Below are 24,864 nucleotides of genomic sequence, written 5' to 3' on the forward strand. Positions count from 1 at the left end.
TCCCCCGGCAGCGCGCGGTCCGACTCACCCCGCGCCGCCTGCGCCCGCAACAGCGGCTGCAGGGCGACGGCCCGACCGACGAGTTCAGCTCGGATGCCTTCCCTGGACGGCAGACCTGTCTCGTCCTGGCTGCTGTTGCTGTTCACGACGTTCTCCTTCTGCATTGCTGCTTGCGGGGAAGACCGCCACCAACCCGCATCCGAGCGTGCAGGGCGCGACAGCGGACACTGCCCAGCGACCGGATGTGACCCGCGAGGGTCTCAGCCGTACTCAGCCGTCCGACTCGAGTGCGATCCTCGACAGGAGAGCGGCGAGTTCACCCGGCCTCGACAGGAAGGGCGAGTGGTCACCCGGAATCCGGTGCACCACGTCCGACCTTTTCGCCAGTACCTGCTGGACCTGAACGGGCAGAGCCTGGTCGTCCTCGCAGATGATGTACGTCGACGGCACCGTATGCCACGCCGCCTTAGTCAGGACGTCCCACAGAGACTTCGTGCTCTGGGGCACCAGCCGCTTGACGGCCTGCTCGGCCTCGGGTCGGGGCGCGTCACCGTAGAACACCGCGATCGGATCAGCCGGCACCGGCTCCAGGTCGCGGGGCTCCTGCGGGACGGGAGCGCCGGCGAAGCCCATAACGCTCTCACCGACATCCAGCTGGATGCCCGACAGGTAGACGATGCGCGAGACGTTCCCCGCGTCGGCGGCAGCCTGGCTGACCGGTACACCTCCGTAGGAATGGGCGACGATCACCACCGGACCGTCGATGCGCCTCAGCTCCTGCAGCAGCTGCTGCACGTCGTGCTGGACGCCAGCCGTTCCACCGACGCTCGGCAGGTCGATCGTCCGAACCCGCCACCCCTCGGCATCCAGCAGCGCCGTCAGCTTCTCCCAGCACCATGCGCCGTGCCATGCCCCGTGCACCAGGAACAGAGTGGGGCGGGAAATCCCGTCGGTCACACAGGTCTACTTTCTTCAGCAACGAACGATGTGCGTCCAGCCGCACTCACAGACGACCGCTTAACGATTAGACACTATGTCCGACGATCTGTGCAACAACTGATCGTGCACACAGACGACCGCTTCGACGTGGTCGGCGGCAGTCGACCGCGCAGGGGAACGCCCGAGCTGGCGAGCTGGTGGCCGGCTCCTGACTCCCCTGGTGCAGAAGGCGTCCACAGGGGACGTGGAGCACCTCAAAGCGTGCACGACCAACTGGGCAGGCTGTTGAACAGCATGCCCAGCATGATTTACGATCAGGCGGAAGGACGCGGACAGGGGCATGGCCCAAGAACTCTCTTTCCCCATGCGCGAGTCACGCCTTTCCGCCCCTCGCAGGTGTGGGTCTGACAGCGATGTTTGCTTCATCGGCTCAAGCTTCGACCCACTCAGAGCGACGACGGCGCTTGGTATTTGACCAGCCGGTGCCCGTGAAGCAGAGGAGATCGGGCACCGGCCTCGTCATCCGCACTGCGCGAGCGCGGCCAGACTGATTCGAAAAACTGGATCCCGCACGAGCGCCCGTCTCGATGCAACGGTGTCCACCAAGCCGTGCTCGGCGTCGCCCGGTTGCACAACATCACCCTCACCGGGTGACGGGTGAACGCCGTGGTTCCCCGGCATGCCATCGATCAGGACAGCTCCTACACGTCGGAGTTCGGCCGCCCACACGCACGACAGCCATGGGCTGAAGCCGATTCTGTCCCACCTCAGGAATTCCTACAGCGATACTGAGGATCCGGCTGATCAATGGAGAGATCGCAGCAAAACACAGTAGTTGACGGTGAGGCAAGCGGCGCCACGCAGGCCCGCTTGTCGCGGCTATCAAGGAGTAACAAATGGACAAGTGCAAGAAGATATTCACGAATGGGGTTGAGTTGTCTGTCCTCGACAAGGGCACCGGGCCCGTCGTGCTTCTGCTGCACGGCTTCCCGGAGACCGCGTACTCCTGGCGTCACCAGATAGACCCGCTTGTGGAAAGCGGGTATCGCGTCATTGCCCCGGATTTGCGCGGTTTCGGAGAGAGCAGCCGCCCGGCATCCGTCGACGCGTACAGCATCGCCCATTACGTCGGAGACATTGTGGGCCTCATCGCGAGCACTGGTGAGCAGTCGGTGGCGGTCATCGGTCACGACTGGGGTGGCCAGTGCGCCTGGGACCTCGCCACCATGCGGCCCGATTTCGTGCGCGCCGTGATGGGGATCAGCGCGCCCCCCGGACGAGGTGAGGAGTCCTTCGTCAAGGCCAGCGAGAAGATGTTCGACCCGCAGGAAGGTACCTTCTACCTCACCTACTTCCAGGAACCCGGAGTCGTCGACGCGGAGTTCGATCAGGACGTGCGGAGGACGCTGTGCCGCATGCTGTATGGACTCAGCGGCGACAACCCCGCCGATGACGTCATGACCCGCTTCCTCGTTCGTCCCGGTGAGCGAATGATCGACCGGTGGGAGGACCCCGAGGAACTGCCCGGCTGGCTGACGGAGGAAGACCTGGAGACCTACGTACGCGCTTACCAGCGCCACGGGTTCACGTCTGGACTGAACTTCTACCGCAACCTCGACCGCAACTGGGAGATCACCGCGCCCTTCCACGGTATGCGGCTTCCCATGCCGGCCATGCTGCTCCTGGGCGAGCACGACGTGGTGCTCGACATGCCCGGAATGCAGGAGGCCTTGCCCGTCCTGCCGAAACTGCACGCCGACTTCCGTGAGCCCGTGATTGTGCAGGGCAGCGGACACTGGGTCCAGCAGGAGAAGCCGGACTTCGTGACCGACCAGATCCTCGACTTCCTCCGCAGCATCGACGACTGAGTTCTACCGCTGACGAGTTGAGGGAAAGGCAGGATGTTGGCGATGCCACCACCGAAGGACTCCTGAACGCCCAGCGACAATTGATCACCTCCGAGGGGTGTGACGGTTCCCCTGCCCGCCCACCGGCGACCGCCAAACCACCGGGCGGAAGGCTCCGATGGCCACTGCCAAGACAGTGGCCATCGGAGCCGGTACGGATCACACCACGAACCTCCGACCAGGCGCGCTTGAGCGTGACGGGGTCGCGCACATCTCGAATCCGGGGCCGCGCTGAGCCGCCGACCGGGGGGTCAGGAGCCCGCCCGTCGTTGGCTCCGCACCCACGGCGAGGCGATCCTGCCTGCGCGCGCTTCCTGATGATCCCGGCGACTGAGTCCCCACGCTCGAACAGACTCCGCCGGACCAGCGTGACTCTTCCCTTGTCACCCGCCGCCATGCGAATCGTGTTCGGAGGCAGGCAATCAGCGAGGAGGTAAGACGCCGCGCGTAAGCGTTGCATATCATCTTGCGATGAGATTATTGTGACGTCCAATGCACCATGAACGACACAGTCGCACCCCGGCAGCTACCCCGGAAAGCCGGGCATACCGACGCGGCCAGACGCCAGTGGTCCCGAGCCGCGAACCTGGCATCCCTGCTCCGACCGCCATGTTCTTCGGGGGGTCTTCGTGACGTCGAAACGCGCAGACGGTCGAGCCAAGTCGTCGGCCGTGACGCCTCTGCTGGAGGATGACTTCGGGTTCGCGATCGGAGTGATTTTCCGCGCCTACGCGAGGACTGTCGAAGCGACCGTCGCAGACCTTCCCGGTGGCCCTCGCGGTTACTTCATCCTCGCGGCGGCGGTCCGAGGGGAGGCCAGCAGCCAGCGGTTCCTCGCCGATCGGCTGGGCATCGACCGAACGATGATGAGTTATCTACTGGATGACCTGGAAGAAGCCGGCCTGGTCGAACGCAAGCCGGACCCGACGGACCGCAGGAGCCGGCAGATCATCGCCACCCCACGCGGGGCGGAGCTGTGGAAGGCGCTGCACGTTGAGGTCGACAAGATCGACCAGCGACTCCTCTCCGTCCTGCCTGAGGAGTCGCAGACCGCGTTCCGGGACATGCTGTACGCGATCGCGCGCCAGGTGAGCGAGAACGAACAGAAGCCCCCCGGTGACCGGGCCGCGGATCCGACTGGTGCCGAGACGCCTGCGCGCGTCACCCGGCGCAGACGAGCACGCCCCAACGCGTGAGGCCCTTTCCCCTGCCGTGCCATCACCAGGGGAAACAGCCCGCCGGGCAGTTCAGCTCGAAAACCCGGCGACACACGGCCGCGTCGCCAATGTGCCCTCTTCACCTGACGGTCGCGACCGTCGGCTGGCGATGCGGATCGCACCCCGGCACTCGACCGGTCGCATCTCCCTGCCGGGCGTTGCTTCCGCGAACCCAAACGTTCTCCCGGTCACGAGCACCGGCGGGGCCCGGTCGGTCTCGCGTGCGCTCTGCGGCTGGAGGATCCGCTGCCTGGGCGGGTGTCAATCACCGGTCACAACAGGCATGGATCAGAGGAACGGCGCCGTGGTCGTCTGGAAGAGCAAGACCGCCGCCAGCGGGTCGTGACCGTCCAGAGCCGGCAGTATCTCTCGCGTACCGAGGAGAAGCAGTCGGCGTTGTTCGACGCGGACAACTTCTCGGAGATGTGGCCCGTGGGTCTGGAATCCGTCGACGGCCGACCTCCCCGGAATGTGCTCCGTCCGCGAGCGTCTCGCCGGCAAGCCCACCGACCATGAATTGCGAGACCACCGCGCCACGCTCGCCCCGTCCACACTGCGGACGCTCCACGGGAGGCATCGGCACCTATTGGCGCGGGCGGTGCGGGATAGAAGCTAGAAGCATGATCGACAGGGAGAGGGTCGTCTTCCCCATCGTCCCGCATTCCCGTCCAGCGCGTGTGCCTGGCCCGTCACAGAGCCTGCGGGATGTTGACGTTGCGGTTGAACACCTCTTGCGGATCCCATTCGGGTCCGGATGACGTGCGGGTCGTCCTGTCCGATGAGGAACGCCGAGAAGCCGAGCTCAAGCACCAGGGGGAGCAACTCGTACACCCACTGCTGCGGGGGTCCTTGCAGGTAGCCGTGTCGCGTCGCGGAGAAACCGACATCGAACAGGTTGAGCAGACGGCGGATCTCGCTGGGATCGCGGCCTGCCTCCAGCGCGGCATCGTCGATGATCGTGTTCGCCTCGGCCATACCGGGTGTCTGGATGTACTGCAGCGTCGGCAGCCAGCCGTCGGCCCTGCGGCCGGTGAGGCGCAGCATCCGCGGCTTGTAGGCGCCCAGCCAGATACCTATCTCGTGGGCCGGGCGGGGGCCGCGCTTCATAGCAGGCACCGAGTGGAACTCACCGTCGTGGCGCAGGGCCCCGGTTGCCTGGTGTCCCAGACACCCCGGACGATGCTGATCGCTTCGTTCAGGGCCTTCACGCCCTGCGCGGGTGTGAGGCCAGGACCTCCCATTCCATGGACGGCCTTGGGAAAGGCGCCCGCACCGAGACCCAACTCGAACCGTCCCCCGGAGAGGAGGTCGAGGCTGGCCGCCTCCGTCAGCTCCGCCAACTGCACCACTCGGTCGGGATCTTGCGCGGTCGGTGCGATGAAGGTGCCGAGCACCAGCTCGTGGCCGTAGTCGGGCATGAAGAACCCTCCGGGATACAGGCAATCTCCTTGACAGCCCCTATGTCATCTTGCTGTAAGGCCATTTGCTTACCAGCACATTTGGGTGCGCAGCTGCCCGCCGTGGCGCACATCGCCCAGGACGGCCCCCGGCAGACGGACAGGACGTGGCGTGGACCTTTCTCTACGCGCTCGCATACGAGCCGGTGACACACAGGCATTCGCGCGCCTGTTCCAAGACCATGCGCAGGCCGTGCACGGCCACGCCGCACGGTGGCTAGGTGATCAGAACTCGGCCGAGGACGTGGTCTCACTGACCTTCCTGGAGGCCTGGCGACTTCGAGAAAGGCTGCTTGACGACGGGGAGTTCACCGCACGTGCCGGCAGTGAAGACAAGACCGGTGACGGCCTGCGGGCCTGGTTGTTCGGCATCGCCACCAATGTGCTGCGCAACACCCGGCGTGCCGCCCGGCGGCACAAGGCCGCACTCGACCGACTTGCGGACCGCCACGCCAGTGTCGAGACGGTGCCCGACTTCGCCGATGCCCTGGTCGGCCGCATGGAGAACGCCGAACGGCTCGCCGCCGCCCGGGCCGCCCTGGAAAGGCTGCGTCCACGCGAACGAGAGGTCTTCGCCCTGTGCGTCTGGTCCGGGCTGAGCTACTCCGACGCCGCCGCGGCTCTCCACGTCCCCGTCAGCACGGTGCGCTCCCGGCTCTCCCGCGCCCGGCAACGTCTACGACGGTTGGCCGAGGATGAACTCGCGAACCGCACTGGGCGGCCGGCCAGCCGGCTGGTGACCGGGCCAAGGACGAGACGCCTCCCCGCCCGCGGACAGGAACCGGATGACGTCACGGAAACGGCCCGGTCGACACAGGAGAGACACTGATGAACCCCACAGAGCGCGAAGAACTGGCCAGGCTGCTGCCGAGCCCGGGTGAGCCGGCCCTGCCGAGCGACCGCCTGGCCCAGCTGGAAGCCCATCTCATGCAAGAGATCACCCGCGAAGCACCCACGCCGAGCACCCGCTCGGCCGGCGATGGCCCAGTCCCGTCCCGGCCGCTTCGGCTGCTCGCCGCGACCGCCATCCCCCTCGGCACCGTGGCCGCAGTCGTCGCCGCGGTCCTCACCGTGGTAATCGGCCGGGGCGGGCAGCCGTCCACCGATCCAAAAGCAGTCGAGCTGCTGAACCGCATCGCCGCGGTCGCCGCCGCCCAGGACACCCCACCCGTACGAGACGAACAGTACGTCTACACCGTGACGCAGGGCACCCAGCAGATCATGGACGAGGGACAGGACACCTTCCGGCGCTCGGACTGGCTCGCCGTCGACGGCGAGCGCGACGGGCTCTCCCGTATCACCGTGCTGGCCGGCCCCTCCGGGAAACGCACCAGGGACATGAAGCTCCAAGCCGACCCGAACGGCACCACCTACCGCGAGCTGGAGGCACTGCCCACTGACACCGGCGAGTTGTACAAGAAGATCTGGACTGCCACGAAGGGCCAGGGCCCCACCCACGAAAAAGCGGCTCTTGAGATGATCGGCTCCATGCTCCAAGGCGCCACACTGCTGCCCGCGGTGGAGGCGGCCCTCTACCGGACCGCCGCCAGGATCCCCGGCGTGACCGTGGTGGACGACGCCCAGGACGCGGCCGGCCGGGCAGGTGTCGGCCTCGCCTTCGGTGACGGCAAGGATCACGAGGTCTGGGTCTTCGAGAAGAAGAATCTGAGCTACCTCGGCTCCGACCGCGCCGCACTGCTCGACATCGACGTGGTCGACAAGGTCGGACAGACTCCGGCCGACTGACCTCATCGAGCTGGGCGCGAGTCGCACGTATCCCGCCTTGTCAGCGCCCGACGGGGACCGCCCTCACACAGCCGCGAGACGGGCGCTGCCTGTGCCCCGCCGCGCACGCCGGGCCGACAAGCCCCTTGTGCGGAAGAGCCCTACGCGGCGGAAGCCGACGGGCGGGCCGCGCGCGGCACTGGTCCCGCATGCTCGATGGCCCTCGGTGTCGTCCGCTCTGGGGCGCCCCTCGGCCAGCAGGCCAAGGGTGCGGTGATGGTGATGGGCGTCGATCGCCGCGTCGGCCCGTCCCGGAAACCCGCGGCTGGAAGACCGGCCTGGCCTGCCTCGCCGCCGAGACCGGCCTGGAGATCACCGTGTGTCACCTGCCGCCCGGCACCTCGAAGTGGAACAAGATCGAACACCGGCTGTTCTGCCACATCACCATGAACTGGCGTGGCAGACCCCTCACCAGCCACGAAGTCATGCTCCAGACCATCGCCGCGACCACCAGCCACACCGGCCTGACGGTGCATGCCGTACTCCACAGCAGCCACTACCCCACCGGCATCCGGATCAGCGATGAGGCCATCGCCGCCTCGCCGAGATCACACGCCACCGCTTCCACGGAGACTGGAACCACACCTTTCACCCTCAAGATCACCAACCGACTTCGGACCTTCCTCGGCGACGCAGGCCGGCCACTGTCCCTCCCCCTTCACGGCCCACGACCTGCGACACCCCCAGCTCACCGGCATGTCCCGCGAGCAACTCAGCGACCTGACCCACACCTTTGATCCCTCGGCTGGATGAGCACCGCGAGCAGGTCCGTCACGCAGTCCGCGGCGGCCCACGCCGCGTCGCCCGCGGCACGGGCCGCAAGCCCCCCTCACTCCCGCCGACCAGATCCTGGTCACCATCCTCTACCTGCAGAAACATGCTCTTCAGGGACTTCTCGGTCAGCTCTTCAACATCACCGCCATGACCATCAGCCGGGCAGTGAAAGACGTCCGTCCCCTCCTGGATGCCCACGGTGTCCAGCTCCCCGCCTCAACAGCCCGTTTCCGCACACCCGACGACGCCGTCCGATTCCTCGAACCGACGGAACCAAGATCAAACCAACGTGTTGATTCCCGGCAAGCCCTTCCAAGGGCCGTCTCGTAATCATCTACAGATGGCGGCTACCGGGGCACCGGCCTGGTCATCCCGCACTGTCGCGAACGCGGTCAAGCTGAACTCCCGGCGCGGAAAGAACACCGCTCACCGCAAGGTTCGTGCCCGGCAACCGCAAGGACTGCAAGGCGTGGGAGCTGTCCGGCGCGAAGGACGCTGTCGGCAGGGCCGCGGTCATTGCACGGTGTGCTGACTGGCCATCCGTTTGCCCGTCACCTGGTCAGGGTGAGGTTGTTCACGCAGCAGACGAACATGGCGCATGCGGGCACGACGCTGTCGAACGGGATGGAGAGGCAGCCGGCCTGGTCGGCAGACGGGAAGGCGAACGGGGAGACCGCTTCGGGGCTTGCCGGGACATGGAGGCCGTACTGAATCAGCCAGTCGGGCACCGATGGCCGGGCCGTCTCGCGTCACTGTTGCCGTCGCTCCCGCCGTTCCTCCTCGGCGATCCACTTGTCGATCAGGGCCAGTTGCCGAGCGGTGTGCTGTTAGACCACGCGGCGGGCGACCCTCAGTGTGTCGAGGCGCGTCAGCGTGTGCGTACCGTGCGAGTCGTTCACACGCATTCAGACGCCTCCCTGTTAGCTACGCCCAACCCAGACGCGGGACGGCGGCTCGACGTCGACCAAGGTGTCTTCCACCTCGATTTCCACCTCGGCTTCGTTGCCTTTCTCGTCCTTGACGATGAAGATCACGTTTATCCCCTAGTTACGAGCGTGATGGCTTCTCACTCGTTCGATCACCACTGCAGTCCGGAAGGCTACGTAGCCGGCCCTGCGGACCGTCATCCAGCAGAGCGGAACAGCGAGGCCCGGCCGGTGTCACCGGAAGTACTCGTCGTGTCGTGATGAATCGGAGTAGGCATCGTCGTCAACGGCAGACCTGAGCCGCCCTGCCTGTCGGAGACAATCTCGGCGGCGATCGACAAGGCGGTCTCCTCCGGTGTGCGGGCGCCAAGATCGAGACCGATCGGTGACCGCAGCCGCCTCAACTGCCGCTCCGTCAGACCTGATTCGAGCAGTCGGCGTGTTCGGTCCGCATGGGTGGCCCGGGATCCCATGGCTCCCACGTAGGCCACCGGAAGTTTCAGCGCCCGTTTGAGCAATGGTATGTCGAACTTAGCGTCGTGGGTAAGCACGCACAACACTGTCCGGTTGTCGACCCGAGTGGACTCCAAGTAGCGGTGCGGCCACTCGACGACGACGTCGTCCGCTTCCGGGAAACGCGCTCCGGTGGCAAACACCGGTCGGGCGTCGCACACGGTGACGTGGTAGCCGAGGAACTTGCCCAACCGCACCAGGGCAGCCGCAAAGTCGATCGCGCCGAAGACGATCAGCCGTGGGGGCGGAGCGCTCGATTCGACCAACACCGTGAGGGGCTGACCGCAGTGGGCGGCGTCCCGGCCCACCACCAGTGTTCCGGTACGGCCCGCGGCCAGCATGGCCCGCGCCTCGGCAGCCACAGTGAGGTCCAGCTCGGCCTGATCCCCCAAAGTGCCCTGAAACGAGCCCGCAGGCACGATCACCAGGCCACGGCCGATCAACTCGGCAGGACCGTCCACGATGCGGGCCAGGGCAACGGGTTCACTGGCAACGACCGAGGACAGGGCGGCCGCGACCACTCCCCGTCGCTCGTCACCGACGCGGAACGGCGTGACCAAGATGTCGATCACTCCCCCGCAGGTGAGGCCGACGGCGAAGGCGTCGTCGTCGGTGTAGCCGAAGCTTTCCCGTACGGGTTCGCCGTCCTCCAGCGCCTGTCGGCACAGCTCGTACACCGCACCCTCTACGCAGCCCCCCGATACGGAACCGACGGCCGTCCCCTCGTCGTTCACGGCGAGCGCGGCGCCCGGCGAGCGGGGCGCGCTCCCACTGACCGCACAAACCGTCGCGACGGCGAAGTCACGTTCCTGCTCGACCCACCGGTGCAACTCTCCAGCGATGTCCAGCATGTTCCTCCTCGATGCTGATGAACTGCGTACGCGATGGGGCGGTCGCGGCTGTCACGCCGGTCGGACGGACGATCCGGGAGCGGACGTCACCGGAGGCCGCCGGGCGCGCTGCCACTCCTTTCCCATGGCCGGCTTGTCGATGTCGCTGGATACCCTCGGCCATGTCCCCTCCCTTCTCACAGTGCACGACCGCCGCTGAACCCAGGTGTGCCGTCAACGGAAATCCATGACGACACCTGGGCCCAGTGAACGTACGCGGTTGTCACATCAGTTGGTCGATGGTGATCGGGAGAGAGCGGATTCGGCGTCCCGTGGCGTGGAAGACGGCGTTGGCGATGGCTGCGGCCAGACCGACCAGACCGACCTCGCCGACTCCCTTGCTGCCCACGGCGGTCGCCTGGTCGGGTCCGCCGACGAACAACACCTCCATGTCGGGAACGTCCGCGTTGACGGGCATGAGGTAGTCGCCAAAGGTGGCGTTGGCGATGCGCCCGGTGCTGCGGTCGGTGATCGTTTCCTCGAAAAGGGCCTGGCTGATGCCGCCGACCGTGCCGCCGACGATCTGGCTGGTGGCGGTCTTGTCATTGAGGATGCGTCCGCCGTCGATGGCGGAGACCACCCGTGCCACGCGCAGCAGCCCGAGCTCCGGGTCGATGCGCACCTCGACGAACTTGGCTCCGAAGGCACCAGCGACGGCCATGCCGAGGTCGTCTTCCCGTGGTGGGGTGCTTCGACCGTCGGCGGTCAGTTCCTCAAGGCCGTGCCGGGCTAGGATGTCGACGTACGATTCTCCCTTTTCGGTGTCGTCGCGGCGGTGGATGCGCCCGTCGGTGACGGACACGTCGTCGAGCATGGCTCCGCGCAGGGGTGACTGGCTGTCGTTGGCCACCACGTCGAGGAATTCCTGCACCAGGTGGCGGCAGGCGGTGTGGACAGCATTCCCAAGGGCACCGGTGAGGCCGGATCCGCCGGCTTGGGGCGAGTAGGGCATGTCGGAGTCGCCGAGGTCGAACCGGACCCGCGTGACGTCGAGGCCGAGGAGCTCCGCCGCGAGCTGGGTCATGACCGTATAGGTTCCCGTACCGATGTCGGTGGCGGCGCTGCGTACGTAGGCCGAGCCGTCGCGCCGTACCGAGGCGCGTGCCTGGCACGGCACCTGATAGAAGGGGTACGAGACTCCCGCCAGGCCGTATCCAACCAGCCAACGGCCGTCCCGCATGGAACCAGGCTCGGGTGTACGGAGCGACCAGCCGAACCGTTCCGCACCCTGGACATAGCATTCTCTCAGTGCCTTGCTCGACCAGGGCCGGCCGAGAATGGGGTGTTCGTCGGCGTAGTTCCGCAGGCGAAGTTCCAGGGGGTCCATGCCCAGCGTGTGGGCGACCTCGTCGATGGCGGACTCCAGGGCGAAGTTGCCCTGGCCTTCGGCCGGTGCGCGCATGGAGCCGGGGCACGGGATGTTCAGCCGTGCCTGTCGGTCCCGTGTCAATACGTTGGGGCAGGCGTAAGAGACGGCCGATCCGTAGGAAACCGGCTCGTAGTCGTCGTCCTCCATCGCCACGGATGAGATGCCGCGGTGCTCGATGGCGACCAGGTCGCCGACACGCGTCGCGCCGATCTTGATCTGCTGGACGCTGTTGGGCCGATGGCCGACGGAGGTGAACATCTCCGGTCGGGTCAGGACGAGCTTCACCGGTCGCTTGACCTGACGAGCCGCCAGCACCGTGAGAATGACGTGCGACCACACCCGCAGGCCGGCGCCAAAGCCGCCCCCGACGAAGGGGGCCAGGACTCGAATGCCACTCTCGGGCACCTGGAAAATCGTGGCCAGAGAGGTACGCACGTTGTGTGGCCACTGCGTGGAGTCGTGAACCGTGAGGGTGTCGCCGTGCCACGACGCGAGCGTGGCCATGAGTCCAAGCGGGTTGTTGGTGTTGTCGGGGGTGGTGAACGTTCCCTCGACGACAACATCCGCCTGCATGAACCCAGCGGTCACGTCACCGCGTTCGGTGTCGAGCCCCCAGGGATTCTCCACGATCTCTGCCCGGGGATCGTCGATGTCGAGCACGGCCTTGCCCGTCTCATACTCGACCTTGACCAGGCGGGCCGCGTGGCGGGCCTGTTCGGCGCTCTCGGCGACGACGATGCCGATGTGCTGCCCGTAGTGCAGCACCCGGTCATCCTGGAGTGGCGGGGGCGGGGAGCCGCCCAACAGTGTCATCGGGCCGCGCTGGAGCTTCGGCGCGGTTCGATGGGTGATGACGTCCAAAACTCCCGGAGCCGCAAGCGCCTCGGATACGTCGATGCCGGTGATGCGCCCTGCGGCGATGGTGCTGCCCACCAAGGCGGCGTGCGCCATGCCAGAGAGGGAGAAGTCGTTGGGGTACTGGGCCGATCCGGTCACCTTCAGTGGCGCGTCCACGCGGTCGAGGCCCGCACCGACGACCCTGCCGTTTTCCAGAGTGGTCATGATGACGCTCCCGCGACGGTCTCAAGGGTGCGGATGAGGGTGCGCTTGGCCAGCTCCACCTTGAAGGCCGTGCCGGGCAACGGCCGAGCACCTTCGAGTGCGGCCTCGGCGGCCGCCCGGAAGACGCCCGAACAGGCCTCGGCCCCGCGCAGGATGTCCTCCGCGCCCCAGGCCCGCCAGGGAACGGTGCCGACCCCGCCGAGCGCCACATGGGCCTCATGGATGACACCGTCCTCGATCACCAGAGCCGCTCCGGCCGAGACCAGGGCAAACTCGTAGGACGCACGGTCACGGACCTTCAGGTAGCTCGACCGTGCGGTCTCCGGCAGGAGCGGGATCTCGACCGCAGTAATCAGTTCGCCGTGCTTCAGCACGTTTTCGATGTGCGGTGTGTCGCCCGGGGGGAGGTGGAACTGGGTGAGCGGGATGGACCGCTTACCGTCATGACCCTGCGTGTGCACGACGGCATCGAGCGCAGCCAGGGGCACCGCGACGTCCGAGGCGTGAAGGGCGATGCAGTGATCGCTTGTGCCGAGGATCGCGTGCATGCGGTGCATCCCCGCGATCGCCGCGCAACCGGAGCCGGGGCTGCGCTTGTTGCAGGCACCAACGGTGGGATCCCGGAAATACCGGCAGCGTGCGCGCTGGAGCAGGTTGCCGCCGATGGTAGCCATGTTGCGTAGCTGCGTCGAGGCGCCCAGGAGCAGGGCCTCGCGCACGAAGGGAAGTCGCTGCCGTACGACGCTGTCCGCGGCGAGTTCTTCCATGGTCGTCAGTGCGCCGACCCTGATGGAGGTATCGGTGCGGGTAATGCCGCCGAGCGGGAGGCCGGTGATGTCGATGAGCCGGTCGGGGCGGAGGACGCCGTCCTTCATGAGGTCCAGCTGCGTCGTGCCGCCGGCGAGGAAGGACGTATGGGGTTCGGCCGTCACCACGGCCACGGCCTCGTCAGTATCGGTGGCGCGGACGTACTCGAAGGGCTGCATGTCAATTCTCCGCTGTCACTTCGCGAATGGCCGCGCGGATGTTCGGGTAAGCCCCGCAGCGGCAGATGTTGCCGCTCATGAACTCCCGGATGTCCTCATCCGACTCGGCGCGTCCCTCTGCGATGAGGCAGATGGCGGACATGATCTGGCCCGGCGTGCAGTATCCGCACTGGAACGCGTCGTTCCGGGCGAACGCCGCCTGCATGGGGTGCAGCTCGCCGTCGGTGGACAGGCCTTCGATGGTGGTGATCGCGCGACCTTCGTACTGGGCGGCCAGTGCCAGGCACGACACCACGCGCTTGCCGTCGACCATCACCGTGCAGGCGCCGCACGCGCCCTGGTCGCAGCCCTTCTTCGCTCCCGTGAACCCCAGGTGGTCGCGCAGGACGTCCAGGAGAGTGACCCGTGCGTCGACTCGGAGTGTGTACGGGCTGCCGTTGACGTTGAGTGTGATGTCCACGTACGGCGGCTCGGGGGGTGACTGACCGGAAACGCGTGCCCCGGTCCCAACCTGCTTCATGGCGCCTCAAATCTGAGTCCGAGAGACATCGTCTCCGACGGAGAAGTCCCGCGACATCGGTGATTTCGAATTGTCAATGTGTCTGGGTTGGCGTGCCATCGGGGGACACCGACAACTATTCCCCGGTGAGACGCGCGGGACGTGCCGAGTCCCCGAGGTCCCGGCCGGGGCTCGGGGGGTGCACCGACCGGGACTCTGCCGATCATAAGCGGCATCGGACATGGTGTCCAACAGTACGTACAGTTCCCGGTGCCAGCGCTCCAGACCGCCTTCTGCCGCGGGCAGCGCCGCCGGAACTCGCCGATGCAGTCGGTGGATCTCAGGGACGTCATGGCCTCGACCGCTCGATTCGACGCTCCCGCCACCCTCGACCTCGCGTGCTTCGGCCATCTGGTCCGGGAGTGATCCAGCGCAAACGGCCTGCGGCACGGGTCGGGCCGTGTGGTCGACGACGCGCAGTGGCTCTCACCAACCATGGCGGACACTTGGTCTGCGGCACCGGCCCGGGCCGCGCTGCAGCATGGGGGGTGTCAGTCGGATCAGACCTCTTACTGGCTCAATCGCTCCGCAATGTTACTGCGTCCGGCTCCTACGTCCTGAGTGCGCACCAGTGAGTGAGACAAGAGCGATCACCCGGGGGCTCCTCGCGGTGAACGATGTTCCTCCAGCGAAGCATCAGTCCCAGGCGCCGACGGTCGTGGACGCCAACGATGTCCGAGCGGCCGTGCCCGGCGGGCCGTGGCGGTCACGAAGCAAGAAGGGCAGCCGTCACACTCAAGCTATTTGTTCTCCGTCGGGGAGATCGGTGGAGCGAGACAACTCGCTCCAGGCGGCCGTCTCCGCATCGAAGGCGGAGCGGGCCTCGGCGACCAGCCGGAGGGCGTCGCTGCCGAGGATGAGGTGGGTCGGTGGGTTCTCGGCTTCGATGATGGTGAGGAGGGCGCGGCCCGCCTTGGCCGGGTCGCCGAGTTGCTTGCCGCTCATGTCGATGCGGCGTTCGCGGATGGGGCTGAAGACCGCGTCGTAGTCAGCGATGGTGCTTTCAACGCGGTCCATGGAACGGCCGGCCCAGTCGGTGCGGAAGGAGCCGGGTTCAATCGCGGTGACGTGGATGCCGAACGGCGCGACCTCGGGAGAGAGTGTTGCGGCGATGCCCTCGACGGCGAATTTGGAGCCGTGGTAGGCGGCCAGGCCGGGGAAGGCGCGCAGACCGCCCATGGAGGTCACGAAGAGGATGTGGCCGGCGCGGCGTTCACGCATGCGCGGCAGGACGGCCTGGGTGACCGCGACAACGCCGAAGACATTGACATCGAACTGGTGGCGGAAGGTGTCGAGCGGGGTCTCCTCGAATGTGCCTTCCACGCCGTAACCGGCGTTGTTGATGAGTACGTCGATGGGGCCGATCTCGTCTTCGATGGCCGCGACGGTCGGCGCAACGGCGTCGGTGTCGGTAACGTCCATGATGCGGGCGTGAGCGCGGCCGGGGGCGAGTTGCTCGAAGGCATCGGCCTGGTCGGGCTTGCGGACGGTGCCGACGACGGTGTGGCCAGCTTCGAGGGCGGCGGTGGCGAAGGCGCGGCCGAGGCCGCTGCTGACACCGGTGATCAGGAATGTGCGCGACATGCGTCTCTCCGATCGCAATGGTGGGTTGTTCGGAGCGCAGAACCGCCCGGGGCGGTGTCCGCCAGTTTCTCGGCGTGTTCGACTTGAGGGATGGTGGCCGGGGAACCTGTAGAAAACTAGTGATCCTAGAGTATGTCGTGCCGGTGTGGAGCGGGGTGTCACGCGCGTTGCCACAGCGTGGTGATGGCTCCCGTTGCCCGGAAGCACTCGGTCCTCCCAACTGTTGCCGGACTCCAGCAGGGACAACTAATCGGTCAGAACGAGTGCTTTGGCGTCCGTCGTAGAGCGCGACGGCCAGTGTGTGCAGGCCGTGGTCTGCTCCTCCAGCGCTACGCGATGGCATCGATGGTCGCGGCCGACCGTTCGCCCTCGATGAGCACGTTGCGCGAGGTGGCAGTACCTGGTCAGGGACACGGTCGCTGCGGTTCCGTGGGATGCAAGAGGGCGCAACCCCTCCTCTCGTCGCGGGCTCATCACTCTCAAGCTGCGCTGGTGATCCGCAGAAGACGAGACCAGCCACATTGCGAGGACTACCGTACTCCGCACATTTTAGTCGGCCATGTCTATTTCCGGGCGACCATGCCCGGCAGTACCAGGCTTGCCAACGTGGTCACGTACATCCAGCCACAACAGTGTTACCCACCCGGTGCCTGGTTGTCCCCAGCCTCTTCCGCCGAAGGCACGGTTCCCGGTCGACGAGGCGGACCTGCCGTCTCCGTCGCCCTCGTGGGGAGCTCGGTGGCGGCCCAGCCTGCGAGGAAGGTCAGGGCCTGCGCGCTCGGCGAGTGCGGTTCCGCGGTGTACACGAGCAGGCTCTGGTCCGTGGAGCCGCGCACATCGAGCACCTGGAAGTCCAGGCTGAGCTCCCCGGCGACCGGATGGACGAACTCCTTGCGGCCATGCCGCTGGGACCGAACCTGGTGGTCGGACCACCATCGGCGGAAGTCGGGGTCCTTCACGGAGAGTTCCCCGACGAGCCGGGCGAGTTCGGGATCGTCCGGGTAACGGCTGGCATCCATGCGGAGATAGGCCACACACTCCTGGGCGACTCTCTCCCAGTCCGCGTACAGCCCGCGGACCCCGGGGTCGAGGAAGGTGAGCCATATGTGGTTGCGGCGCTTGGCCGGCAGCCGGGAGTAGTCGGTGAGCAGCGCGGCGCCCAGGCTGTTCCACGCCAGGACGTCCATACGGCGGCCGAGCACGAGCGCCGGGACGTTCACCATGCTGTCCAGGAGGACCTGGGCCGCCCGCGACACCTGCTGGTTTCTCGGTGCGGCCGACTTCGCCGCACCGGTCACGCCGGCCTCCGCCGCACACCTCAACAGGTATTCCTCCTCGTCGGGGCGCAGTTCAAGTGCCCGGGCCAGGGCCGTGAGGATGGCGGGCGAGGCCGACTTCGCACGGCCCTGTTCCAGCCTCACGATGTAGTCCACGCTGACGCCCGCCAGCGAGGCGAGTTCCTCACGGCGCAGTCCCGGCACCCGGCGGTGCCCGGAAGTGGGCAGCCCCACCTGCTCCGCACTGACCCGGGCACGGCATGCGCGCAGGTACGCCCCCAGTTCGGTCACAGCGGCCTCCTTCTCGAACTTCGTGTCGTCATGGTCGGTGGACAGGGCCCGCTCCCGCCAGGTGTCGGTCTCCTCGCGAAGCTGAGCGATCTCCTGGTCCATGGCGGCCACGCAGTCGCTTCCGAGCCGGGCGCGCAGTGGCGGGTGGGCCGTGTCGGCGAGGGTGAGAACGGCCGGCCGTACCGAAGTGCCATCGCTGCTGGTGGAGCCCGCACAGCGGAGACGGCGCGCTGCTGGCGGCCATGACGACGAACGCCACGCCGACCACGGCACGGAAGTGCCAGGGACGGTAGGGGCGGTGGAAGTGCGCGGTGGCGTGCTTGAGTCCCCGGCTCTCCTGGCCGGCCGGCTGGTCGGCGACGTTCGTGACGCCTGTCATCTCCGTGGGCATCAGCGACGGCCGTCAGCGGCCGAGGACGACCTTGGTCTCGAGGTATTCCTGCATGCCCTCGGGGCCCCATTCCCGGCCGTTGCCCGACTGCTTGTAGCCACCCCAGGGGGCCGTCCAGTCGAACTCCGCGTTGTTGATGATCACGTAACCCGCTTCGATGCGGGACGCGACGTCCGCAGCGTCCGCAAGATCGGTGCCGGTGACGTAACCGGCGAGGCCGTACCGTGTGTCGTTGGCGATCTCGACAGCCTCGTCCACCGTGTCGTAGGTGATGATCGACATCACCGGGCCGAAGATCTCCTCCTGCGCGATGGCCATGTCGTTGGTGACCCCGGTGAACACCGTCGGCTTGACGAAGTGTCCGCTCTCCAGGCCCTCGGGCTTGCCCAGGCCTCCGGTGACCAGCCGGGCCCCCTCGTCCATACCGGTCTGGATGTAGCGCTGGACGGTCTGCCATTGTTCGCCGGAGATCAGCGGGCCCATGTCGGTGTCCTCGGCGCGCGGGTCGCCGATCCTGAGCGCCTCCACCCGCGGGAGCAGCACCGACAGGAACTCCTCCAGCCGCTCGCGCGGCACCAGGGTCCGGCTCGGCGCACTGCAGATCTGGCCGGTGTTGCCCATCAGCCAGGTGAGCACCGTGTCCACGGCGACGTCCAGGTCAGCGTCCGGCATGATCACCTGCGGTGACTTGCCGCCGAGTTCGGTGGCCACACGCTTGGCGCTCTTGGCCGCAGCGGCGTTCACCTGGAGCGCGGCTTCACCCGAGCCGGTGAAGGACACGACGGCGACGTCGGGGTGCGAGGCGAGCGCGTTTCCGATCTCCGAGCCGCGACCGTTGACGAGGTTGAAGACACCGGCGGGAACTCCGGCAGCCTCCAGGATCTCCGCCAGGACAACGGCCGAGTACGGGGCCAGTTGGGCGGGCTTGAGAACGACGGTGCAGCCGGCCGCCAGCGCCGAGGCGGTCTTGCCGGCCGGCTGGAGGGCGGGGAAGTTCCAGGGAGTGATCAGAGCCGCCACACCGATGGGTTCTTTGCGGATGTGAGTGGAGCCACGGTCTTCGGTGAACGCGAACGTCTTCAGCACCTGCGCGGCGGCCCGGAACTGGATCAGCCCGGCGGCAACGTGCATGGCGCGGGACAGTGGCAGTGGGCAACCCAGCTCGGCGGTTACCGCCTGGGCCATGTCCTCGGCGCGCCGCTCGTACTCGTCGGCGATCCGCTCAAGCAGCTCGATACGCTCCTGGCGAGTTGTCCGGGAGAAAGAGAGGAAGGCCCGTCCCGCTGCGGCAACCGCGAGATCGACGTCGGCCTCGCTGGCAAGCGCTACCCGTCCGGAGACCTGACCGGTGGCGGGGTCGCTCAGCTCGGTGACCTTGCCGCCGAGAGGCTCGCGCCAGGCTCCGTCAATGTACAGCTTGGTGTACTCACGCATGTCGTCTCCATCAGATGCACGGTTCGCCGCCACTTGACGGCCATGTGCGAAGGCGGTTTCCCGTGTGTGAAAGCGCCTCGCGGAATCCATCGTGGTGACGGAGAGCCCCGGCATACAGGGACGTCTTTTCCTGGGCCTCGGTCCCTGGGAAAGCCAGTACCACCCGAGCAGGCTGGGAAGAGCCACCGGATACCTGGGCTGCGGCGCGCTGAGCTCTACCGACGTAGTGTGCACCCGGCCGGTAGGTCCGGAGGGGGCGACTTCCAGTGCCGACGAGTCTCTACGCCGACCCCGAAGGTGAACAGCCGGGCCGTCCTGTGCCGGGGCGCCGCCGCGGATGTGAAGGCCAGGTGTGGCTCGGGTCGGGCCGGGCACTGCCAACGGCGACGGCACTCGGCGACGGCGCGTACAGTGGAACACGTCACCGGCCCGCCAGGCCGTCGCAGGAGTGCCACAACCTCCGCCTCCCTGCGTGATCACAAGGGCCCACGACCCTGCTGCAAGTGACACGTCGGCGTGCACGCTGAGGCCGGCCGTCGTGGCAAGGAAGGTGTCCCGCAGCGGTTGTACCAGCCCTCATGTAGCGGCCGTTGTCATAGCAAACGTACGCTTCGATCAGGCGGACGTCGTAGCCGACCTGCACCAATGTCCCTGTGGGAATTCGTTGCTGACGCAGAGACCGCCCAAGGCGTGATTGCCGGTGCACGATGGTCGGCGGTCGGGGCACTCTTGAGACGGCCGCACCAGTATCTCGCCCCACTCCGCAGCCCTGGACCCGGCTGCGTGCCGGGCCAAGCTGCACGGCCTCAAACGGTCCCGGGGCCGGTTCGACCGGCTGGTCAGCGGGTACGGCGACCGATGCAAGCGGCTCACGGTAAGCACGGATGCAGCGACTGAAGCGACCCGGGCAGACAACATCGTCTATGGCTGCCATGGTCTTCGCGGATGCTGTGTTGAGCGGGGACCGCGCTCCCCAGATACGGGGTAGGCGCCGATCATCGCCGACGCCCAGCATCAACTGTACGGTCTTGGGCCAATGTTCGCCGAGGGTGCGCCGCCCGGGCGCGAAGACGGCAGCCCCGGCCGGGACCTCGGCGTGCGGCACCGATCCAGGATGGGAGAACGGTCGGCCAACCTACCGCCGTGAGGGATGGCCACGAGGAGCGCGACCCGCAAGCACCGCGGGCAAGGGGTACGGCCACCGCGGTGGGCGCGCACGAACAGTCGACGCTCCCAGCGGCAACTCCCTGCTGACGTTCTACGGTGTGAGGCGGCAACGAGGTGACGATGAGCCTGGGAAGCCGTACGGTCTCCTGCTCCACGGCCTGGTTCGGCCGGCCGCCCGCCACTGCTCAGTTGATGACCAGGGTGAACTTCTCCCACGGGCCAATGGCAGCCCGATTGGCGATCAAGGCAGAGGCACCGGCGTTCTCGGCGGTGACGTACTGCCCGTTCGCCAGGGCGAGCAGGCTCACGGTGCCATCGGAGTTGCGGACGAGCTGAAAGGACTGGCCCCGCCCCGACGTAGTGCTGTCGGCGATCAGCGGAGCCGCACCTGCGGTGACGTAACGGCTGTTGGGGCGCGCTCGCAGGGCGATCGAGCCGCTGCCTGCTCCACCATGTCGAACTGCTCCCAGGGCCCGATGGCCGCACGGTTGGCGATGAGCGGCGAAGCGCCGGCATCCTCGGCGGTGACGTAGGCGTTGTTGACGTTCGCCTTGAAACTGACGACCGTGCTGGTGGTGGGCGGGGTGGTGCCGCCGCCGACCATGGGTTCGGTGGGGCGGGTCGCGGTCAGCGCGATCTGGCCCTTGAGCATGCGGCCACCGTCGGCGGTGAGCCGCAGGTAGTAGTCGCAGGAGCAGGCCGTGCCGTCCTCGTCGAGTGCGAGGAAGCCCGAGTCGGCGGGGACGGACGCCGAGGTCTCGGCGGTCTTGGCGATCTGGTTGCCCTCGTTGAACTCGTCGAACATCGAGATGTAGATGCCCTGCGCGCCCACCCGGACCATGTTGTAGAACTGCCGCCACATGAAGTCGCCGTGCGCCCGCTGGCTGGGAACCGAGACATCGCCGGGCAGCACACAGGGCTGGTAGTCGATGCCGTGCGCGTCGCAGTCCGCCTGATCGCCTAGATTGACGTACTGGTAGTAATGGTCGGACTCACCGACGCTGCCGATGGCGCCGACCATCCAGGGCGAGATCATGTCGAACGCGTGGTAGACGTCCAGGAAGCCGTCCCGGGTGCCCTGGCCGCCGGTCCGCCACTCCTTGGGGATACCACCGATGACGTAACAGCCTTGGGACTTGAACCAGGCGATGACGTCGCCGCAGGCAGCGGCGGAGAAGGCGTGACCGTCGTCGTTGAAGCCGAAGCCCCAGATGGCGACGACGGGTTTGCCGTTCTGCCGGGCGTAGGCCGGACTGGCGGTGTGTGCCTTCATCTTCCTGGTCCAGTCCGTCTTGATCTCGGACTGCATGGAGGTCCACCCGGTGACGTCGTACATGATGTAGAACTTCACGTTGTGCGCTTCGGCGGCGCCGCGCACCTTCTGGGCCATCGCGTCGCGCGTCGGGCCCTCGCCCCCGGTCGGGTTGAACCGCTGCAGGGCCGCGGTGTCCACCCCGTACTGGGACATCCACGAGAAATGCGTGTCGACCGTCTGCTGGTCGTACGACGAGAAGAGCGTCGCGGGCCGGCCGTCGCCCAGGTCGGCGTAGCCGGTCGGGTAGGTGTGCGTGTATTCACGCATGTCCGGCCAGCACTTGATGCCGGTATTCGACGAGGACGGCGGCTTGCTCCAGTCCGCCGACCAATGCCACCAGCCGTCGATAGGGGCGCCATCGCCCTTGGCAGCGAACCAGCCCTGATAGCCGACGGTTATCTTGCCGACGACGTCGCCGACCGGGGAGGCCGACGGCGCGGCGGCAGGACCCCTCGACACAGCAGCGGCCTCGGCGACGCGGAGCGAACCGATCACGGTCGCCGCGGTGCCTCCGGCGGCGGCGCCGAGTACCCGGCGCCGGGTCCATGTCTTCTTGTGGTAGGGCTCAGCCACGATGTGCTCCAAAACGCATGCCTTACGTCCAGAGACGGGCGTGCGGGGTTGGGGGGACGGAGGGGGGTATCGGCGACCCCCGGCGTGCGGACGCGATGAGAACCGGTACCGTCGGTTTGTACGTTTGGAGGAGCCTTCCTGCAGACTGCGCCCCGGACCGGTCATCGGCACCGGGAAGGGACGGCTGTTGCGGGCAATGTCGTCCAGCTCCTTGAGGCAGGCTCCGGCGCGAATGCCCGGACCATCTCCGACCGCGGCGGGGGGTTGTCCGACCATGCGGTGGGCGACCGTGTGGCTGCGGCCATCATCGCGTCCCGGCAGGTCCAGGGGCGGTACGCGCCGGGTGCCCCGGGTTCGTCGGCGGCTATGCCGGGCGCCTGGTGGCCCATGCCTTCGGCCGGTCCGGTCTTCCTGACACAAAGACCACCGTCACACATGATCACGGCCACCGCTGCGGGCACCACCCGGGCTCATCTATGGCTCCGCCCGCAACATATGCGCGGCCGCCGAGGCCACCTCTCGCTGCGCCCCGACACGATCGACCCGCAACGGCTCCCCGTCGGCGACCACCTGTTCCCCCGCGACCCAGACATCGCGGACGGCCCGGGACCCTGCGGCCCACACCAGATTGGCGAGCAACTGATCGTCGGGGACCTCGAGCCCTGCGGCGAAGTGCGGACCGTCCACGCCGACGTGGACCATGTCGGCCCACGCGCCGGGGCTCAGGGTGCCGATGTCATGGCGACCCACGGCGGCGGCTCCACTGCGGGTCGCCATCAGCAGCGCGTCCTTCGCGGTTAGGGCCAGCGAATCCCCTGTCGTGGCACGGGCCAACATCATGGCGAGTCGCATCTCCTCCCACAGGTCGAGGTCGTCGTTGCTCGCAGGGCCGTCCGTGCCCAGACCCACCGCCACAGAACTCTCCCGCAGCGCGGAAAGCGCGGCGATGCCTGAGGCGAGCTTGGCGTTGGACCCGGGGCAGTGGGCGACTCCCGCCCCGTGGTCAGCGAGAAGCCGGACGTCATGGGGTGAGAGATGCACGGCGTGGGCCGCCAGCAGCCGCCCGTCCAGAAGCCCGACATCAGCAAGGAGTTGGGGGACGGATCCGTGTGCTGCTCGCTGCTCCCGGTCCTCCCCCAGGGACTCGGCGACGTGGATGTGAACGAGAGCCCCCCGGGCCGCGGCCGACTCCGCCGTTGCTCGCAGTGCCTCGACGGGGAGGGCGTAGGCGGAGTGAGGGCCGTAGCCCAGTTCGATACGCCCGCCTGGACCAAACCTCAAGCCGTCTGCGTCGATCCACTTATCGATCGCGGCCAGGGCGTTCCGCCATTCGGCGCCGGGCAGGTCGAAGTAAGCCGGAGCGAGGAGTATCCGGCTGCCGGCGCTCAGCGCCGCGTCCACCACCGCCTCACCGTGCATGTACATCTCTGCACTGGTCGTGATGCCGTGCTGGAGCATCTCGACGCAGCCAAGCAGCATGCCCGCGTGCGCGTCCTCGGGACGCATGCGTGCCTCCGCAGGCCAGATGACGTCATTCAGCCAGGACATCAGAGGCAGGTCTCCGCCCGCGCCACGCAACGGTGTCATGGCACTGTGTGCGTGCGTGTTGACGAGGCCGGGCATCAGGATTCCGGAGAGTCTTGTCATGGGCGTCCCGACAGCCATGGGCGGCGCCTCGGCCAAGGGTCCGCAATAACTGATGTGCCCGTCGTTCTGTACGTCGACGGCCCCGTCTCGGATCACCGAGCATGCCGAATCCGCGGGCAGGACGATGGAAGCGAGGAAACGTCGTGCAAGCATGAAGACTCCACTGGATCTTGTTCATCTCGGCTGCGCACACGAAGACACGGAGGGAAAGGCGGGCGTTCAGGGCGCACGGAGTACGGCGGTCCTGACCTACGGGCCGTTAGTCTTCACAACGCCGCGATCTCCCGGTTCTCCGTCATAGGACAATCCCCGAGGACGGACACGGTCCGTCCTTGGATGAGGCTCGCGGGCCGGTCGTTTCCCAAGGTCACCAGGGAGGACGGACCACCGGACGACGCGCTCCGGACCGCCGTACGGTGGGAACGGGCCGGGACTCAGACCATCAGGCTCACCCGCTCGCCGATGCCGAGGAGGGCCTTGCCGTAGACCTCCAGGCCGACCGCAGGGACCAGCCCCACGTGCCGCGCCGCGACGTTCGCATCACGCCAGACGCGCTGGAGAGGGCTGGCCTCGGCGAACGAGGCCGCACCGTGCACGTTCAGGACGGTGCCGACCGCTTCGAGTACGTGCTGAGCGGCGAAGCCGGCCTGGGCCCTGATGTGCGTGCGTGCGGTGTAGTCCAGGGGGCTGCCGGAGGAGGCGGCCCGATCGACCTCGTCAACGGCACGGTAGGTGTGCAGGCGGGCTGTCTCCAGCTTCAGTGCGGCCTCGGCCAGTTGTATCTGGACGCCCACCGAGTCC

At 67.3% G+C, this 24,864-nt stretch carries 19 protein-coding genes and 5 pseudogenes; 9 read left to right on the forward strand and 15 right to left on the reverse strand.

Going from position 1 to position 24,864, the window contains the following annotated elements:
- Window positions 1-270: 270 nt before the first annotated feature.
- On the reverse strand, window positions 271-957 hold the full coding sequence (locus AB0L21_RS37595; RefSeq protein WP_365788546.1) for an alpha/beta hydrolase: 687 nt from the start codon (window positions 955-957) through the stop codon (window positions 271-273).
- Window positions 958-1,835: 878 nt separating this feature from the next.
- Between AB0L21_RS37595 and AB0L21_RS37600 the strand changes: the two genes are divergently transcribed.
- Both AB0L21_RS37600 and AB0L21_RS37605 read left to right on the forward strand, forming a co-directional pair.
- Window positions 1,836-2,807: an alpha/beta hydrolase gene (locus tag AB0L21_RS37600; RefSeq protein ID WP_365788547.1), complete on the forward strand. Its 972-nt coding sequence runs from the start codon at window positions 1,836-1,838 to the stop codon at window positions 2,805-2,807.
- A 668-nt stretch (window positions 2,808-3,475) separates the two neighbouring features.
- Window positions 3,476-4,042, forward strand: a complete 567-nt coding sequence (locus AB0L21_RS37605; RefSeq protein ID WP_365788548.1) for a MarR family transcriptional regulator — start codon at window positions 3,476-3,478, stop codon at window positions 4,040-4,042.
- 633 nt (window positions 4,043-4,675) lie between these two features.
- On the opposite strand, the gene AB0L21_RS37610 is transcribed toward AB0L21_RS37605, so the two are convergent.
- Window positions 4,676-5,170 (reverse strand): LLM class flavin-dependent oxidoreductase, encoded by a 495-nt coding sequence (locus tag AB0L21_RS37610; RefSeq protein ID WP_365788549.1) that lies wholly within the window; start codon window positions 5,168-5,170, stop codon window positions 4,676-4,678.
- Window positions 5,167-5,481, reverse strand: coding sequence for an LLM class flavin-dependent oxidoreductase (locus AB0L21_RS37615; RefSeq protein ID WP_365788550.1), 315 nt, complete (start codon window positions 5,479-5,481; stop codon window positions 5,167-5,169). The genes AB0L21_RS37610 and AB0L21_RS37615 overlap by 4 nt, the downstream gene beginning before the upstream one ends.
- Window positions 5,482-5,632: 151 nt before the next feature.
- On the opposite strand from AB0L21_RS37615, the gene AB0L21_RS37620 reads away from it, so the two are divergent.
- The 6 genes and pseudogenes from AB0L21_RS37620 to AB0L21_RS37645 all read left to right on the forward strand — a co-directional run.
- Window positions 5,633-6,349 (forward strand): RNA polymerase sigma factor, encoded by a 717-nt coding sequence (locus AB0L21_RS37620; RefSeq protein ID WP_365788551.1) that lies wholly within the window; start codon window positions 5,633-5,635, stop codon window positions 6,347-6,349.
- A complete protein-coding gene (locus tag AB0L21_RS37625) occupies window positions 6,349-7,266 on the forward strand; it encodes a CU044_5270 family protein (protein ID WP_365788552.1) in 918 nt (305 codons plus the stop codon). The genes AB0L21_RS37620 and AB0L21_RS37625 overlap by 1 nt, the downstream gene beginning before the upstream one ends.
- Before the next feature lie 305 nt (window positions 7,267-7,571).
- Window positions 7,572-8,029, forward strand: a pseudogene (locus tag AB0L21_RS37630) (ISAzo13 family transposase); the annotation flags it as partial.
- 113 nt (window positions 8,030-8,142) lie between these two features.
- Window positions 8,143-8,409: pseudogene (locus AB0L21_RS37635) on the forward strand (transposase family protein); the annotation flags it as partial.
- A 9-nt stretch (window positions 8,410-8,418) separates the two neighbouring features.
- Window positions 8,419-8,499: pseudogene (locus tag AB0L21_RS37640) on the forward strand (IS5/IS1182 family transposase); the annotation flags it as partial.
- A 14-nt stretch (window positions 8,500-8,513) separates the two neighbouring features.
- A pseudogene (locus tag AB0L21_RS37645) lies at window positions 8,514-8,600 on the forward strand (IS5/IS1182 family transposase); the annotation flags it as partial.
- A 30-nt stretch (window positions 8,601-8,630) separates the two neighbouring features.
- Here AB0L21_RS37645 and AB0L21_RS37650 read toward each other — a convergent pair.
- From AB0L21_RS37650 to AB0L21_RS37670, 5 genes are all read right to left on the reverse strand, one after another.
- Window positions 8,631-8,807, reverse strand: coding sequence for a hypothetical protein (locus tag AB0L21_RS37650; protein ID WP_365788553.1), 177 nt, complete (start codon window positions 8,805-8,807; stop codon window positions 8,631-8,633).
- A gap of 395 nt (window positions 8,808-9,202) precedes the next feature.
- Entirely contained in the window at window positions 9,203-10,369 is a 1,167-nt protein-coding gene (locus AB0L21_RS37655; RefSeq protein ID WP_365788554.1) for an XdhC/CoxI family protein, read from the reverse strand.
- Window positions 10,370-10,631: 262 nt separating this feature from the next.
- Entirely contained in the window at window positions 10,632-12,839 is a 2,208-nt protein-coding gene (locus AB0L21_RS37660) for a xanthine dehydrogenase family protein molybdopterin-binding subunit (protein ID WP_365788555.1), read from the reverse strand.
- Window positions 12,836-13,825, reverse strand: coding sequence for a xanthine dehydrogenase family protein subunit M (locus AB0L21_RS37665; protein WP_365788556.1), 990 nt, complete (start codon window positions 13,823-13,825; stop codon window positions 12,836-12,838). The genes AB0L21_RS37660 and AB0L21_RS37665 overlap by 4 nt, the downstream gene beginning before the upstream one ends.
- A 1-nt stretch (window position 13,826) precedes the next feature.
- The gene (locus tag AB0L21_RS37670) at window positions 13,827-14,345 is read right to left on the reverse strand and encodes a (2Fe-2S)-binding protein (RefSeq protein WP_365788557.1); all 519 of its coding nucleotides are present in this window, start codon (window positions 14,343-14,345) and stop codon (window positions 13,827-13,829) included.
- 249 nt (window positions 14,346-14,594) lie between these two features.
- On the opposite strand from AB0L21_RS37670, the gene AB0L21_RS37675 reads away from it, so the two are divergent.
- Window positions 14,595-14,750: a hypothetical protein gene (locus AB0L21_RS37675; RefSeq protein ID WP_365788558.1), complete on the forward strand. Its 156-nt coding sequence runs from the start codon at window positions 14,595-14,597 to the stop codon at window positions 14,748-14,750.
- 369 nt (window positions 14,751-15,119) lie between these two features.
- Here AB0L21_RS37675 and AB0L21_RS37680 read toward each other — a convergent pair whose 3' ends face one another.
- From AB0L21_RS37680 to AB0L21_RS37710, 7 genes and pseudogenes are all read right to left on the reverse strand, one after another.
- Window positions 15,120-15,968, reverse strand: a complete 849-nt coding sequence (locus AB0L21_RS37680; RefSeq protein WP_365788559.1) for an oxidoreductase — start codon at window positions 15,966-15,968, stop codon at window positions 15,120-15,122.
- Between the two features lie 635 nt (window positions 15,969-16,603).
- The gene (locus AB0L21_RS37685; protein ID WP_365788564.1) at window positions 16,604-17,638 is read right to left on the reverse strand and encodes a helix-turn-helix transcriptional regulator; all 1,035 of its coding nucleotides are present in this window, start codon (window positions 17,636-17,638) and stop codon (window positions 16,604-16,606) included.
- A 301-nt stretch (window positions 17,639-17,939) separates the two neighbouring features.
- Window positions 17,940-19,361, reverse strand: coding sequence for an aldehyde dehydrogenase family protein (locus tag AB0L21_RS37690; protein WP_365788560.1), 1,422 nt, complete (start codon window positions 19,359-19,361; stop codon window positions 17,940-17,942).
- A gap of 1,352 nt (window positions 19,362-20,713) precedes the next feature.
- Window positions 20,714-20,836, reverse strand: coding sequence for a hypothetical protein (locus AB0L21_RS37695; protein ID WP_365788561.1), 123 nt, complete (start codon window positions 20,834-20,836; stop codon window positions 20,714-20,716).
- A gap of 281 nt (window positions 20,837-21,117) precedes the next feature.
- A pseudogene (locus tag AB0L21_RS37700) lies at window positions 21,118-22,338 on the reverse strand (glycoside hydrolase family 71/99-like protein); the annotation flags it as partial.
- A 552-nt stretch (window positions 22,339-22,890) separates the two neighbouring features.
- Window positions 22,891-24,216, reverse strand: a complete 1,326-nt coding sequence (locus AB0L21_RS37705; RefSeq protein WP_365788562.1) for an amidohydrolase — start codon at window positions 24,214-24,216, stop codon at window positions 22,891-22,893.
- A gap of 281 nt (window positions 24,217-24,497) precedes the next feature.
- The coding region (locus tag AB0L21_RS37710; RefSeq protein WP_365788563.1) for an acyl-CoA dehydrogenase family protein at window positions 24,498-24,864 on the reverse strand (367 nt) is incomplete at its 5' end.

This window comes from Streptomyces sp. NPDC052721, from assembly GCF_040678315.1.
Lineage (GTDB): Bacteria > Actinomycetota > Actinomycetes > Streptomycetales > Streptomycetaceae > Streptomyces.

Coding starts and splice junctions, on each gene's coding strand:
- AB0L21_RS37600 (WP_365788547.1), top strand. CDS start 1,836: ATGGACAAGTGCAAGAAGATATTCACGAATGGGGTTGAGTTGTCTGTC.
- AB0L21_RS37610 (WP_365788549.1), bottom strand. CDS start 5,170: ATGAAGCGCGGCCCCCGCCCGGCCCACGAGATAGGTATCTGGCTGGGC.
- AB0L21_RS37615 (WP_365788550.1), bottom strand. CDS start 5,481: ATGCCCGACTACGGCCACGAGCTGGTGCTCGGCACCTTCATCGCACCG.
- AB0L21_RS37625 (WP_365788552.1), top strand. CDS start 6,349: ATGAACCCCACAGAGCGCGAAGAACTGGCCAGGCTGCTGCCGAGCCCG.
- AB0L21_RS37655 (WP_365788554.1), bottom strand. CDS start 10,369: ATGCTGGACATCGCTGGAGAGTTGCACCGGTGGGTCGAGCAGGAACGT.
- AB0L21_RS37660 (WP_365788555.1), bottom strand. CDS start 12,839: ATGACCACTCTGGAAAACGGCAGGGTCGTCGGTGCGGGCCTCGACCGC.
- AB0L21_RS37665 (WP_365788556.1), bottom strand. CDS start 13,825: ATGCAGCCCTTCGAGTACGTCCGCGCCACCGATACTGACGAGGCCGTG.
- AB0L21_RS37670 (WP_365788557.1), bottom strand. CDS start 14,345: ATGAAGCAGGTTGGGACCGGGGCACGCGTTTCCGGTCAGTCACCCCCC.
- AB0L21_RS37680 (WP_365788559.1), bottom strand. CDS start 15,968: ATGTCGCGCACATTCCTGATCACCGGTGTCAGCAGCGGCCTCGGCCGC.
- AB0L21_RS37685 (WP_365788564.1), bottom strand. CDS start 17,638: ATGGACCAGGAGATCGCTCAGCTTCGCGAGGAGACCGACACCTGGCGG.
- AB0L21_RS37690 (WP_365788560.1), bottom strand. CDS start 19,361: ATGCGTGAGTACACCAAGCTGTACATTGACGGAGCCTGGCGCGAGCCT.
- AB0L21_RS37705 (WP_365788562.1), bottom strand. CDS start 24,216: ATGCTTGCACGACGTTTCCTCGCTTCCATCGTCCTGCCCGCGGATTCG.